The 13,981-nt window shown below is 72.9% G+C and carries 9 protein-coding genes; 5 read left to right on the forward strand and 4 right to left on the reverse strand.

Annotated elements, in window-relative coordinates; translation table 11 throughout:
- Positions 1–96: 96 nt before the first annotated feature.
- Complete coding sequence (locus ACFWPQ_RS23825) at positions 97–2,853, reverse strand: AAA family ATPase (RefSeq protein WP_384038173.1); 2,757 nt, start codon at positions 2,851–2,853, stop codon at positions 97–99.
- A gap of 328 nt (positions 2,854–3,181) precedes the next feature.
- Between ACFWPQ_RS23825 and ACFWPQ_RS23830 the strand changes: the two genes are divergently transcribed.
- Positions 3,182–4,156: an alpha/beta hydrolase gene (locus ACFWPQ_RS23830; RefSeq protein ID WP_384038177.1), complete on the forward strand. Its 975-nt coding sequence runs from the start codon at positions 3,182–3,184 to the stop codon at positions 4,154–4,156.
- 114 nt (positions 4,157–4,270) lie between these two features.
- On the opposite strand, the gene ACFWPQ_RS23835 is transcribed toward ACFWPQ_RS23830, so the two are convergent.
- Positions 4,271–5,539, reverse strand: a complete 1,269-nt coding sequence (locus tag ACFWPQ_RS23835; RefSeq protein WP_384038181.1) for a DUF3500 domain-containing protein — start codon at positions 5,537–5,539, stop codon at positions 4,271–4,273.
- Between the two features lie 726 nt (positions 5,540–6,265).
- Here ACFWPQ_RS23835 and ACFWPQ_RS23840 point away from each other — a divergent pair.
- Together ACFWPQ_RS23840 and ACFWPQ_RS23845 are read left to right on the forward strand one after the other, a co-directional pair.
- Positions 6,266–7,036: a polysaccharide deacetylase family protein gene (locus tag ACFWPQ_RS23840; RefSeq protein ID WP_384038184.1), complete on the forward strand. Its 771-nt coding sequence runs from the start codon at positions 6,266–6,268 to the stop codon at positions 7,034–7,036.
- Between the two features lie 157 nt (positions 7,037–7,193).
- Positions 7,194–9,491 (forward strand): FUSC family protein, encoded by a 2,298-nt coding sequence (locus ACFWPQ_RS23845; protein WP_384038187.1) that lies wholly within the window; start codon positions 7,194–7,196, stop codon positions 9,489–9,491.
- A gap of 79 nt (positions 9,492–9,570) precedes the next feature.
- On the opposite strand, the gene ACFWPQ_RS23850 is transcribed toward ACFWPQ_RS23845, so the two are convergent.
- Complete coding sequence (locus ACFWPQ_RS23850; protein ID WP_384038190.1) at positions 9,571–10,458, reverse strand: helix-turn-helix domain-containing protein; 888 nt, start codon at positions 10,456–10,458, stop codon at positions 9,571–9,573.
- A gap of 98 nt (positions 10,459–10,556) precedes the next feature.
- Here ACFWPQ_RS23850 and ACFWPQ_RS23855 point away from each other — a divergent pair, with 98 nt between their 5' ends.
- The gene (locus tag ACFWPQ_RS23855; RefSeq protein WP_384038193.1) at positions 10,557–12,041 is read left to right on the forward strand and encodes an amidase; all 1,485 of its coding nucleotides are present in this window, start codon (positions 10,557–10,559) and stop codon (positions 12,039–12,041) included.
- Between the two features lie 7 nt (positions 12,042–12,048).
- On the opposite strand, the gene ACFWPQ_RS23860 is transcribed toward ACFWPQ_RS23855, so the two are convergent.
- A complete protein-coding gene (locus ACFWPQ_RS23860; RefSeq protein ID WP_384038195.1) occupies positions 12,049–12,837 on the reverse strand; it encodes a sugar isomerase domain-containing protein in 789 nt (262 codons plus the stop codon).
- Positions 12,838–13,003: 166 nt separating this feature from the next.
- Between ACFWPQ_RS23860 and ACFWPQ_RS23865 the strand changes: the two genes are divergently transcribed.
- On the forward strand, positions 13,004–13,888 hold the full coding sequence (locus ACFWPQ_RS23865; protein ID WP_361287971.1) for a MurR/RpiR family transcriptional regulator: 885 nt from the start codon (positions 13,004–13,006) through the stop codon (positions 13,886–13,888).
- Positions 13,889–13,981: the final 93 nt, after the last annotated feature.

The following is a 13,981-nucleotide window of genomic DNA, read 5'->3' on the forward strand; positions in this document are numbered from 1 at the left end:
GACAGTTTCGAGGTGGGTACGGCCCGGAGCCAGCCTCGCCCAAGGACTTCGGCATATCTCCATATGATCATCGCGAACGGTGGCCTGGATTCCGGACTACGCCGAGGTGAGCCGCTCGCGGTGGGCGGCGAGCTCCCGGCGGGAGTGGACGTCGAGTTTCCGGAACACCTTGCGCAGGTGGTAGTCGACGGTGTGCACGCTGAGGAAGAGCTGGGCGGCGATCTCCCCGTTGGTGGCGCCGCCCGCGGCGAGCCGGGCGACCCGGGCCTCCTGCGGGGTGAGTTCACCGCCGCCGCTCGGTGCCTGCGCACCGGCCGGGAGGGAGTCGCCGGCCGCGGAGAGTTCCTGTGCCGTCCTGGCGGCGAAGCCCTGGGCGCCCATGGCGTCGAAGAGCTCGTGGGCGGTGCGCAGTTCGTGCCGGGCGTCCCCGGTCCGGCGCTCCCGGCGCAGCCATTCGCCGTAGAGCTGGTGGCTGCGGGCCCGGCGCAGGGGGCCGCGGACCTCCTCGTGGTGCCGGATGGCCTCGACGTACAGCTTCTCGGCCGACGACGGGTCGGCGGTGGTCAGGGCCCGGGCGCGGGCGAGGTCGCCGAGCAGGCCTGGCACGGGGGTGCGCCCGGCGAGCCGGGTCAGGAGTTCAAGGAGGCCCAGTGCCTCGTCCTGGCGGCCGCTGCGGGTCGCCGCCTCGACCATGTCGACGAGGGCGAACTTCGCCTGGCAGAGTTCCCCCATCTGGCCCGCGAGGCTCAGGTACGCCTCCTCGTACCGGCTCCGGCTCAGTTCGACCACGCACCGGGCGTAGTCGAGGAAGACCAGCTGGTAGCCCTGTCCGGTGCGGGCGGCGTGCTCGCGCACCGCCTCGGCCAGCGTGTGGGCCTCCGCGAACCGGCCGCGCCAGGCGGCGATCAGCAGGGCACCGAGATACAGCTGGGAGCCGCGGGCCTCCTCCAGCGCCGCCCGCTGGTCGAAGAGGCGCTCGGACTCGTCGAGACGGCCGGCGATCAGCTCCGAGACGGCGGTGTGGCTGAGGGCGAGGGCCATCGGGATGGCCGCACCCTGCCGCCGGGCCTCGGCGTGCAGCCGCCAGGCGAGTGCGTGCAGGGTGACGTCGTCGCCGAGGAGGGTGGCATGCGAGCAGGCCGCGGCCAGCAGCTGGAACAGCTCCGGGGCGGTCGACTCCTCGTCCCGTACCGCCGCCAGGGCCTGCCGGAGCAGCGGGCTCGCACCGGCCAGCCCTTCGAGGTGTACGGCGGTGTCGGCCTCCAGCACCGCGTCGCCCGTGGTCGTCCGCGTCCCGGCGGGCAGCGGCAGCGAGCGGACCGTCTCGGCGACGCTGCGGCGTGTCGCCCCCTGCGGTGCCAGTGAGCCGCTGATCTGCGCCTGGACGAGCGCCTCCACGAGGATGTCGCGGGCGAGCCGGATGTCGACCGGACCCAGTTCCCGGGCCGCGGTCAGCAGGGCGTACGTCGCTGCCGCCGGTGCGCCGGTGAGCCGGTGGATCCGTGCCTGGACGCGCTGGACCAGGCCGTTGTAGCGCCGGTCGGCGCGGTAGGCGGCCGCTTCGTCGAGCAGCGCCTGTGCCCGGCCCGGGGAGCCGGCGACGGCACTCGCCTCGGCCGCCGCAAGGAGGCGCCGGGCCCGGGCGGGCGGGTCGGGGGTCAGGGCGGCGGAGCGGGCCAGCAACGACGAACTGCCGGTCCAGTCACCGCGGTCGCGGGTGCGTGCGGCGGCGCGGTCGAGTTCCGCCGCGACGTCGTCGTCGGGATCGGTGGCGGCCGCCGCGAGGTGCCAGGCGCGCAGGTCGACCTCGCCGAGATCCGCCGCGACCTCGGCGAGAACGGCGTGCACCCGGGCGCGCCGGGCGAGGGGGGCGCCGTAGTAGACGGCCGAACGGATCAGCGGGTGACGGAATCTGACGGTCTCCCGGATGGAGAGGAGGTTGCGCTCCTCGGCCGCCGCGGCGGCGTCGGCGTCGAAGCCGAGCTCCGGGCCGGCCCGCCACAGCACGTTCGGGTCGCTGGTCGGGTCGGCGGCCGAGGTGAGCAGGAGGACGCGGGTCCGCGGCGGCAGGGCCAGCGCCTCGCGCAGGTAGACGCGTTCCAGGGCGCGGCCGAGCGGGATCGGTTCGGGCAGCGGCGTCTCGCCGCTGAGCTGGTCGGCGGTCAGCTCCCGGGCCGCCTCGACGAGCGCGAGGGGGTTGCCACCGGTCGAGGTGATGACCCGGTCGCGGACACCGGGGTCGAGGGCCCCGGGGACCACCGACTCCAGCAGCCGTGCGGCCGCTTCCGCGGCCAGGCCGGTCACGGCCAGTTCGGGGAGCCCGGCCAGGTGGTCGACCCGGTCGGGGTGGGTGCGGGCGGCGAAGACCATGGTGATCGCGTCGGCGTGCAGCCGCCGGGCCACGAAGGCGAGCACCGCGGCGGACTCCTCGTCCAGCCAGTGGGCGTCGTCCACCAGGCACAGCAGGGGACGGTCGTCGGCGCGGGCGTCGAGCAGCCCCAGCGACGCGAGGGCGACCAGGAACCGGTCGGGCGGGCTGGTCCGCTCCTCGAGCCCGAAGACCCGGCCGAGGGCGGCGCGTTGCGGGTCGGGCAGCTTGGGCAGCTGGGACAGGTGCGGCCTGAGCAGCTGGTGCAGGGCGGCGAAACCCAGTTCGGCCTCGGACTCCACGGCGTCGAAGCGCATGATCTCGAAGTCGGCGGCCGCGCCCGCCTGGAGGTGGTCGAGGAGGGTGCTCTTGCCGCTCCCGGGCCCGCCCCTGAGGACCAGGACGCCGCTCATCCCGCGCCGGGCGTCGTCGAGCGCCGCCGTCAGCCGGCCGCGTTCCTCGTCCCGCCCGAACAGCTCGTCCAATGGTCAACCCCAGGATGCTCGAAAGGGGCGGCTTCCGCTGCTCTCTGCCACGCAATGGGTCCAGTCACCGGATCCGTGTGGCCCATACTGGCCAGCGCCCGGCCCCTTTGTCCAGTTGCCCCCACGGCCCGTAGCGCGGGGGCTACGGTGCGGCGCCGGTCACGTGATGCCGCCTTCGCGGTCCGGTGCCAGGCTGGAAGGCGATGTCGCCCGCCCGGCCTCGCCACCGGCGCGCCCGCGGTGCCCCGCCCATCGGGTGGTGACCTGCGCAGACGCGCGGCCGGCCGAACCTCACCGCCGCGGCATCGGCACTTCCTGGAGGTTCGTCATGAAGAATCTGCCCCCGCCGCCCACCCCCTACCTGGAGCCTGCGGCCCGCGAACTCGCCGACGCCACCGCGGCGCACCCGCGGATCTACGAGGTACCGCCCCCGCAGGGGCGGGACATCCTCGCCGGTCTGCAGACGGGCGAGGGGGTGGCCAAACCGCCCGCCGACGAGAGCCGGATCGACGTCGACACAGGCGAGTGGGGCACCGTACGCGCCCATGTCATCAAGCCCGAGGGCATCAACGGGCCGCTCCCGGTGATCTTCTACATCCATGGCGCCGGGTGGGTCTTCGGTGACGAGAACACCCACGACCGTCTCGTCCGGGAGCTGGCCGCCGGGGCGCAGGCGGCGGTCGTGTTCCCGGTGTACGACCGGGCGCCCGAGGCCAAGTACCCGACCCAGATCGAGCAGAACTACGCCGTCGCCCGGTGGGTCGTGGCGCACGGCGCCGAGTACGGCCTCGACCCGTCCCGGATGGTCGTCTGCGGCGACTCCGTCGGCGGCAACATGTCGGCGGTGCTCGCCCAGATGGCCAAGGACCGCGGCGACATCGACCTCGCCGCGCAGATCCTGCTCTACCCGGTCACGAACGCCGACTTCGACACGCCGTCCTACCAGCAGTTCGCCGACGGCTACTACCTCACCCGGGACGGCATGATCTGGTTCTGGGACCAGTACACGACCGACGAGGCACAGCGCCACGAGCGCTACGCGGCCCCGCTGCAGGCCTCCGTAGAGGACCTCAGGGGGCTGCCGCCGGCCCTGGTGATCACCGACGAGGCCGATGTGCTGCGCGACGAGGGCGAGGCCTACGCCTCCCAGCTACGGGAGGCCGACGTCCCGGTCACCGCGGTGCGGGTCCAGGGCATGGTGCACGACTTCATGATGCTCGACAGCCTGCGCGACACGAACGCCACGAACGTCGCACGGCACCTCGCCGTCGACTCCATCAGGGAGGCCCTGCACACCGGTTGAGGCCCTGCACACCGGTCGAGGTCCGGCTGCCTGGGACTGGCGGGCCCGTCCCCGAGCCCGCCGGGCCTGCTCCGGGTCACGGCGGAACCGGAGCAGGCCCTTCGAGCGCGTGCCTCAGTGGTGGTGCGGTGACGTCAGATAGTGCCGGCGGAGCAGTTCCCGGCCGTAGTCGTTGCCGTTGGGGGTGCGGATGACGGAGTGGATGTGCAGCTGGGTGGGTCCGTCACCGCGGGTCTTGCCGTACGCGCCGCCGAGCGGCCCCGCCGCCTGGCAGTCGACCTCGATCCAGACGACCGGACTGTGGACGCGCATGTAGAAGGGGTCGTCGGCGCCGGTGCCGCCCATCCAGGCCGCGTAGGTGTCCGCGAGGTGGCTGCGGATCTCGGCCATCCGCACCTTCGCCACGTCGGCCTTGGCCCGGTCCACGAACGCCTCGGCGACCGCGAGGAGCTTCCGCTGCTGGGCCGGGGTGAGTTCGGTGGCACGGATGCCCGCGTAGGCGACGACCGCGTTGTCGGCGAAGGCGCCCGCCTTCATGTCCTCGTTCGCCTTCGTGGCCTTGATGATCGCGGTCGCCTGCTGGGCCTCGGTGAGCGACTGGATGAACGCCAGGCTCGCCTCGACCTCCTCCTGGCAGACCGAGACGGTCTCGCCGTCGATCTCCATCCTCGTCGGCTCCGAACCCCAGAAGCAGGGGCTCATCACGACCTGGTCGCCGAGCACGAAGTAGTTGACGACCAGGTGGTGGCCGTCGAACTGGAAGCCCCAGGGCTCGGTGGCCGAGGGCGTGCCCATCACGGTCCAGTAGAAGAGCTCGTCGTTGAAGACGTCGGCCTTGCCGAGCATCACGCCGGCCGCGTTGTTGAGGCGGCGGATCTTCTCGGTGGTCTCCAGGCCGTCGGCGCTCAGTGCCGCCGTCATCAGGGCGGAGCCCAGTGCGTTCTGCTCGTCCGTCAGGTCGGCCAGCGACACACCCTGCCGCTTGAACTCCCCCGGGTCGAGGTTGCTCCAGGTCCGCCACTCGGTGGAGCGCAGCGAGAACTGCGTCTTCGCCTTCTGGGCGTCGGTGAGCCCGGCCAGGAACGCCTGGGCGGCCGCGACGACGGGTGCGGTGTCGACGCCCTTGGAGTGGAGCGTGAAGAGGTCGTCGATCTGTCTGCCGTCGGTGGTCAGGCCGTAGAAGTCCTCGGTGATGGTCTGCGTGGCGAGGACGCCGCCGCCTCCGCCCCCGCGGGTGGGGCTCGCGCTGGGGGACGGGCTCGCGCTGTCGTCGGCCGCGGCCGAGGGGGTGTCGGTCGAGCCGTCGGCGGCGAACGCCACCGCGCCGGCTCCGCCCATGGCGGCGAACGCGGTGGCACCGCCGGCCAGGAAGACCCTGCGCATGAAGCCACGACGGTCCGCTTCCGCCGACCGGACCTCCGCCGCGTGTCCTTCTTGTGCCGTGCTTTCACCCATGCCGGTTTCGGACACCAGGATGCACCTCTCATTTCTCGAGTCTTCGGGTTTTCTGGTCAGCGGCTGCCCGATGACTATCACCGAGAAGAATGAGAAATCTGTGAAAGCGCTCTCATGTCGATTTCCATGGCCTCGAAAGTCGGCCACCAGCGCAATTAAGTCACGGCCGAACGGTGTCGATTTCACAAAAGGAAACCCTTACCGTCACTTTGCGAAAACCGCCCGGATGAATCCGACATAGCGCACGATACGGCACCGCTCGCGGCCACCTCCTGCCGGTTTCCCGTCCTTTCTCTGAATTGCCTCAGAGTTTCAGGGACGGCCCGCACTCCGGCCCAGTGGATCCCTATTTCCGTGATCGCGGTGAACGGGTCCGCCCGGCTCCGGGAGGCCGACGCCCCGGATGCGGTGGCGCCGACGGACGGCCGACCGCCGTGGCGACCTCACTCGTCGAGGCTGTCGGTCGCGGCGGGTGCACGAAGTGGCGTGAGCGCCAACACCGATCGCCGTTCCCCGCGTTAGAGGTCTCGCGGGGAGCCTGTCGCAGAACCCTCGCGGAATTGTCCGTGATCGGTAACGGATGGATCCGGTGCCCGCCGTCCTCCGTCCTCACGGGTGCACGGGGTGGACCGGACGACAAGGAACGGGGCGGACATGGCGCGGCACGGCGGACGGGGATGGTACGGCCAGGTGGTCGCGGCGGCGCTCGGGGTCACGGCCGTGACCGTGGCCGCCTCGCTGTGGACCGCGCAGGCCGGTCCCGTCAACGGGCATGCGGAGGCCGGGACTTCGGCGCACCGTGCGGCGCCGAAGGCGGCCCCGGTGTCGATGGGGATCGCGCACGCCTCGGACCGGGGCGCCAGGGGCGTGAACATCACGATCGACGACGGGCCGGACCCGGTCTGGACGCCCGAGGTGCTCCAGGTGCTGAAGGAGTACGGCGTGAAGGCCACGTTCTGCATGATCGGACCGCAGGCGAAGGCGCACCCGGACCTGGTCAGGGCGGTGGTGGCGGCCGGGCACCGGCTGTGCGACCACACGGTCTCCCACGACGTGACCATGGACACCAAGTCCAAGGCCTACCAGTCCCAGCAGATCCTCGACGCCGAGCGCATGATCACCGAGGCGTCCGGGGGTGTACGGCCGCTCTACTACCGTGCCCCGGGCGGCGCCTTCACCCCGTACAGCCGCAAGGTCGCCGCCTCCCACGGGATGCGCCCGCTGGGCTGGAACGTCGACTCGAAGGACTTCGAACGCCCCGGCACGACCGCCATCGTCGCCACCGTCGAGGAGGAGATGCCCAACGGGCCGACGATCCTCTTCCACGACGCCGGCGGCGACCGCTCCGAGACGGTCGCCGCTCTGCGCGAAGTGCTGCCGTGGCTGAAGGAACAGGGGTACTCGTTCGGCTTCCCGGTGCGCTGAGCGGACCGGTTCCCGGTGCGCCGAGCCGGCCGGCGGGATCCTCCGGCTGTCGTGCCGTCCCGGCAAATGTTGCGGGCGGGGCGGTGGTGGCCGCATATGGGTGGTACGGGCGGCACGGCAGCGGGGCCGGCTGCTCCGGGGCCGGCGGGAGGTGGACATGTCGGGGCGGGCGCCACGCTGGGTGACGTGGCTGCGCGGCAAGGACCCGGATCTCGCGGCGACCCGGCGGGCCGGGCGTACGGCGCTGGTGATGCCCGCCCTGTTCGCGCTGTGCACCGAGGTGCTGCACTCGCCGGCGATGGCGAGCTACGCCGCGTTCGGCTCGTTCTCGATGCTGCTGCTGGTGGACTACTCCGGGCCGATGGTGGAGCGGCTGCGGGCGCAGGCGTCGCTCGGGGTGGCGTGGCTGGTGCTGATCTGTGCCGGGACGCTGGCGGGGCGGGACATCCGGCTCGCCGTGGCGGCCACGGTCGTGATCGGGTTCGTGGTCCTCTTCGCCGGCGTGGTCAGCTCGGTGCTGGCCGGCAGCTCGACGGCGCTCCTGCTGGCCTTCGTCCTGCCGGTCAGCGCCCCGGTGGCACTGTCGCAGCTGCCCGCGCGCCTCGCCGGCGCGGGCCTGGCGGCGGCGGTGGCACTGCCGGCCGTCGCCTTGTTGTGGCCGCGTCCCGTCGCCGATCCGCTCAGCGCCCCGGCGGCGGCCGTGTGCCGTGCCGCCGCCGGGTATCTGCGGATCCGCGCGTCGCTGCCGGGCCCGGACGGGCCGGTGGCGGACGCCGAGCGCTGCCGGGTGGGCGCGGAGCAGACCGCACGGACCGGCGCCGACCTGCGCGGGGTGTTCGACGCCACCACGTTCCGCCCCACCGGCCTGTCCGCGACCTCACGTGCCCTGGTCCGGCTGGTGGACGAGCTGACCTGGCTGTGCGCGGTCCTCGTCGACCGGTCCGAGTACACCGACCAGCCTCCGGCCTGCGATCCGGCCGCGTTCACCGTGCGTCGTGCCGCCGCCCACGTCCTGGAGGGGGCCTGCGACCTGCTCACGGACCTGAACGGGGACACCGGTCCGCTGCGGGCCCGCGCGCAGGAGCTGCGGGCGGCCCTGGCCGGGATGGAGCACAGCTCCACGGTCCGGGTGCCCGCCGAGCATCCCGGCGGGAACAGTGCGGCGGAGGTCTTCGGGTTCATCGCCACGCTGGACGTGTCCTTCCGTGCCCAGGAGCTCGGCTTCGCCGTCCTGCAGATCGCCGACAACGTCGACGCGGCGGCCACCGCCTGGCAGCGCAGCTGGCCCGAGCGGCTGCTCGGCCGTGAGCCGGGCGCACTGGCCGCGCCCCTCGCCTCCGCCCGGGAACGGGCCGTCGCGCATCTCAGGCCCGACTCGGTGTGGCTGCACAACAGCCTGCGCGGCGCGGTCGGCCTCGGCATCGCCGTGTTCCTGGCCGGGGTGACCGGCGTGGGGCACTCCTTCTGGGTGCTGCTCGGCACCCTGTCCGTGCTGCGTTCCAACGCGCTCAGCACCGGGCAGAGCGCCGTCCGCGCCGTCCTCGGCACGGTCGCCGGGTCCGTGATCGGCGCCGGGCTGCTGCATCTGATCGGGCACCACGGCACCGCCCTGTGGTTCGTGCTCCCGGTGGCCGTACTGTTCGCCGGGATCGCGCCGGCCGCCGTCTCCTTCGCCGCCGGGCAGGCCGCGTTCACCGTCACGCTCGTGGTGCTCTTCAACATCGGCCACGACCCCAACTGGCACATCGTCCTGCTGCGCATCCAGGACATCGCGCTGGGGTGCCTGGTCAGCATCCTCGTGGCCGTGTTCTTCTGGCCGCGCGGCGCCCGGGGCGCCGTCCACAAGGCACTCGCCGAGGCGTACGACGACAGCGCCCGGTACCTCGGGGACGCCGTGCACCACGCCCTGGGCCACCGCCACCCCGTCGATCCCGATCCCCAGGGCCGGGTGGCGGCGGCCGCCGCCCGCCGCCTCGACGACGCGTTCCGCAACTACCTCGCCGAACGCGGGGCCAAGCCGCTGTCGCTGTCCTGCGCCAACACCCTCGTCACCGGTGTCGTGGGGCTGCGGCTGGCCGCCGACGCCGTCGTCTCGCTGTGGCAGGGCGAGGACGTGGCCCGTGTCCAGGCCGTCCGGGCCGACGCGCACCGTGCCGTCCTCGGGTCGGCGGCCCTGGTCACCGACTGGTACCACGTCTTCGCCGCGAGCCTCGGGAGCCGGTCACCCGTCCCCGACGCCGTTCCGCTCCGGCCCGAGGGGGCCACGCGGCTCGTGGAGTCCGTCCGCACCGAGCTCAGCGACGGCCAGGGCCGGGCCACCCCGGTCGCGGTCCGGATCATCTGGACCGACGACCACGTGGACGCCGCCCGCCGCCTCCAGCCCGCCCTGTCCGAGGCGGCCAGGGCACAGGCCGGGACACGCCACCGCCGGCTGCGGAAGACACCCGCCGGCTGAACACGCCGGCGGGCGACACCGGGCGACACCGCGCGGCGCGACCGAATACGGCGCCGGGCGGACCGGCCGGGCACTGCGGCTATCTGCCGAGCTCGGCGCGCCCCGCGGCTCGCAGCGGTGTTCCCGCCAGGTAGGTCGGCGCGGCCCACGCGACGTCGTCGACCGCCAGCCACGGTGCGTGGGAGACCGCTGCCGGCGTCACCCCGGCGAAGGCCCTGACGTCCCGGTGCAGGTGGGACTGGTCGGCGTAGCCGATCTCCGCCGCCACCCGCGCGGCACCGTGTCCGGCGGCGAGGCGGTGGGCCGCGTGGTCGAACCGGATCAGCTGGGCCGCGCGTTTGGGGGTGAGTCCGGTCTGGGAGCGGAAGCGGGACCACAGTCGCTTACGGCTCCAGCCGATCTCGGCCGCCAGCGGCTCGACCCGGATCCCGCCCAGGTGCGTGACCATCTCCCGCCAGACGAAGGCGACTTCGGGGTCGACGGCACAGCCGGCCGCATGCCGGCGGACGAGTGCGGCCTCGGCGATCGCGAACCGGTCCGGCCAGGATCCGGCGGCCCGTACCTGTTCCTGGACGCGCGTGCCGTCGCGGCCCCAGAGGTCGTCGAGGGAGACCACCGCGCCACCCAGCTCCACGCAGGCGCCGAACACCGCGTGCGCGACGACCGGTGACAGCCGGATCTGGAGGCACTCGATGGCGCGGCCGTGTCCGCGCAGGCCGTCGGCCGCGAGCCCGGCGACGATGCTGCCCCGGTGCCGTCCGCCGTCGGGGGCGTCCACGCCGAACGGCTGCTCACCGAGGTCGAAGGCCACCGTGACGGCCGGGTACGGGACCACGCTCATGTCGACGGGATCCCCGGTGCGGGCGCGGAACCCGGCCATGCTGACACCCGGCAGGAGGCCGGGCCGCGCCGGGGTGGCGATGTCCCAGATCTGCGCGGCGCTCTGCGCCGTTCGGGCGGATCGCATGGCGCCAGCGTACGGAACATTCGTCCAATACGGAGCGATGCGGGCGCACCGAGACTGACGGCGTTCCCGTCAACGCCCCGAACCGGAGAGGACCGTTCATGAAGCGCTCGCCGACTGAGCCGATCGAGCCGATCGAGCCCAGCGATTCGTTCGATTCGCTCGACTCGTTCACGCCGGCCGTCGAACTCGCCGCGGCCGTACGGCGGAAAGAGGTCAGCCCCGTCGAACTGGCCGAGGTCTGTCTGCGGCGGATGGACGAGCTGGACCCCCGGCTCAACGCCTTCTGTCACCGGGCCGACGACGACGTCCGCAAGGCCGCCGCCGTGGCGGCCGACCAGGTGGTGCGGGCTGCGTCGCCCGACGACCTGCCGCCCTTCCACGGTGTCCCGCTGCCGGTCAAGGACCTTGTGGACGTGGCCGGTTGGCCGACCACCCATGGATCCGCCGGCGCCGGGCGGACACCGGCCCCGGTCTCGGACCCGGTCGTGCGGCGGTTCGTGGACGCGGGGTTCGTGCTGCTCGGCAAGACCACCACGTCCGAGTTCGGTGCCCTGCCCTTCACCGAGAGCGAGGCCCTCGGCATCTCGCGCAACCCGTGGGACCCGGACCGTACGCCGGGCGGATCGTCCAGCGGGGCGGGTGTGGCCGTCGCCGCCGGGATGGCGCCGATCGCGCACGCCGAGGACGGCGGCGGGTCGATCCGTATCCCCGCTTCCTGCACCGGTCTTGTGGGCCTCAAGCCCACCCGTGGCCTGGTCGGCAACGCGACCGTCGTCGTGGAGGGCCTCGGTACCAGCGGTGTGGTCACCCGGACGGTGGCGGACACCGCGGCCGCCCTCGACGTGCTGGCCCGCCACGATCCGGGCGCCTGGTGGTCGCCTCCGTCCCCGCGCGGCCCGTTCACCGCGGCGATGGCGGCGGAGCCGCCGGCCGGGCTGCGGATCGGGGTGCTCACCGACTCGCCCGTCGACGGGATCGGTGTGGCCCCCGCGTGTGTGACGGCCGTCGAGGTCACACTCCGGGCACTCGAATCGGCGGGGAACCACGTCGTGGACACCTCCCTGCCGCTGCCGCCGACGGGCGAGTTGATCGCCGCGTTCACGACCATCTGGAACGTCGGCGCCGCCGGGATCGACCTCGCGGACCCGGAGCGGGTCGAGCCGCACAACCGTGCGCTGCGCGAGGCGGCGCGGTCGGTCGACTCGTGGGCCTATGTGGAGGCGGTGCAGCGGGCCCAGCACCTGTCGCGGCGCATCGTCGAGGGCTTCGTCGGCACCTTCGACCTCCTGGTCACGCCGACGATGGCCTGTCTCCCGCCGCGCGTCGGTGCCTGGCGGGCGGGTACCGAGGACCATCCGCTGGCCGCTCTGCTGAACAGCTATCCGATGGGGGTGTTCACCTCGGTCTTCAACGTGACCGGCCAGCCGGCGGTCTCGCTCCCCGTCCACCACGACGAGGCCACCGGGCTGCCGGTCGGCGTCCAGCTCGTCGCCGCACCCTGGCGTGAGGACCTGCTGCTCCAGGTGTCCCGCACCCTGGAGGTCGCGCTGCCCTGGAACGGCCGTCGCCCGCCGGTCGGCTGACGCCTGCTCAGCTCGCGGTGCGCCGGATCCGTCCGGCGTACCGCTTCTCCAGTTCCAGGTTGCCCTCGAAGCCGCCGGGCACGTTCGCCGAGACGTAGACCGGGGGGCGGTCGCCGGCGGCGAGGAGGAGGCCGGCCGCCTCGGCCACCGCCATCTGCACGAGCATGACTCCGGTCAGCGTGGACAGCGCGGAGACCGCGCCGCCGCCCGGGAGTTCGAGGAGGGCGTCGCCGCGCGGGGCCGCGTTGTCGAGGACCACGTCGGCCAGGTCGGCGAGTTTCCTGCCGCTGGGGTGGCCGGCCGGGACCGCCCGGGTGTGGGCGAGGGAGGTGAGGGCGAGGAGGCGGTGTCCGCGTTCCTTGGCGTGCAGGGCCATCTCCACGATCACGTTGTTCACCCCGGAGTTGGAGATGACGACGAAGAGGTCCTGGGGGTGCGGGGCGGCGAGCTCGTAGAGGCGGGCGGCGATTCCGGGTTCGCGTTCCAGGAGCGGGTCGTCGAGGACGCTCGGGTGTTCGCCGCCGTAGAGGACGAGGTCGGCGATGCTGATCCGGTTGGTGGGCACCAGCCCGCCGGCGCGGCCGGCGACCTCGAGCACCATGGCCTGGGAGTGGCCGGTGCCGAAGGCCTGGACGACCCCGTCGGCGCGGACGCAGTCGGCGATCAGTGCGGCGGCCCGGGTGACGTCGGCGCGGGCGGACTCGGTGAGGCGGCGGAGGGCGTCGAGGCCTTCGCGGGCGAAGCGTTCGGCGCTCACCGGGCCGGTCCCGGACTCGTTGGCGGACTCGACGGACACGTGCGCACTCCCCTGCTTCCGGGAACAATCGGATGGATTGAACCACCCCAACTACGTCGCTATCGATGAATCAATAAATCACGCGTGCCGCACGCTGTGCAATGCCGCGTTCTTCCGGTCCTGGTATTCAAGCGACCGCTCAGACGGTGGCTGATACCTTCTCTTCATGCCCTCGACGGACGTCACCACACTCATCCGTACCGAGCTGCCGCGCCTGGCCGGCTCCCTGCGGAAGGTCGGCGAGCTGATCCTGGAGGATCCGGCCGCCGTCACCCACTGTTCGGCCGCGGAACTGGGCCGCCGCACCGGCACCTCCCAGGCGACCGTGACCCGGTTCTGCCGGGCCGTGGGCCTCGACTCCTACCAGCACCTGCTGATCGCACTCGCCCAGGAGCGGGGTCGCGGCGAGGTCTCCGACTGGGGCACGGCCGAGATCGGTCCGGACATCTCCCCGGACGACAGCCTGGAACGGGTCGTGAAGGTCGTCGGCACCGCGGACCTGCGGGCCGTCCAGCAGACCCTGGACCGGATCGACCTGGACGCGGTCGAGCGGGCCGCGCAGGCCATGGCGCGTGCCCGCCGTATCGACGTCTACGGGGTGGGCGGCAGCGGAGCGGTGGCGCAGGAGACCGAGACCCGGCTGTTCCGGATCGGGTGTTCGGTGCGCGGCTGGACCGAGGTGCACGCCGCGGCCACCTCGGCCGCCCTACTCACCCCCGCCGACGTCGCGATCGGCATCTCCCACTCCGGGGCGACCCGCGAGACGACCGAGCCGTTCGAGACGGCCAAGGAGCGCGGCGCGACGACGATCGCCCTGACCGCCGACCCGCGTTCCCCGCTCGCCCGAGCCGCCGACATCCGGCTCATCTCCTCCACCTCGGAGACCAGCTTCCCCACCGGCATCATCGGCGCCCGCCACTCGGTGCTGGTCCTCATCGACTGCCTGTACGTCCGGGTCGCCCAGCTCTCCTACCAACGGGCCAGCGCCTCACTGGCGTTGACCGACCACATCGCGGGGCAGCACACGGCGAAGCCCCGGCGGTCTCGCTGAACCACCATCCGTTCTGCATGGATGAACCATCAATGAATCACATGCGTGGTTGATTGAACCACCCCTCGATGCCAGGATGGGGCTCCGCCGAGC

This window comes from Streptomyces sp. NPDC058464, assembly GCF_042721035.1.
Classification (GTDB): domain Bacteria; phylum Actinomycetota; class Actinomycetes; order Streptomycetales; family Streptomycetaceae; genus Streptomyces.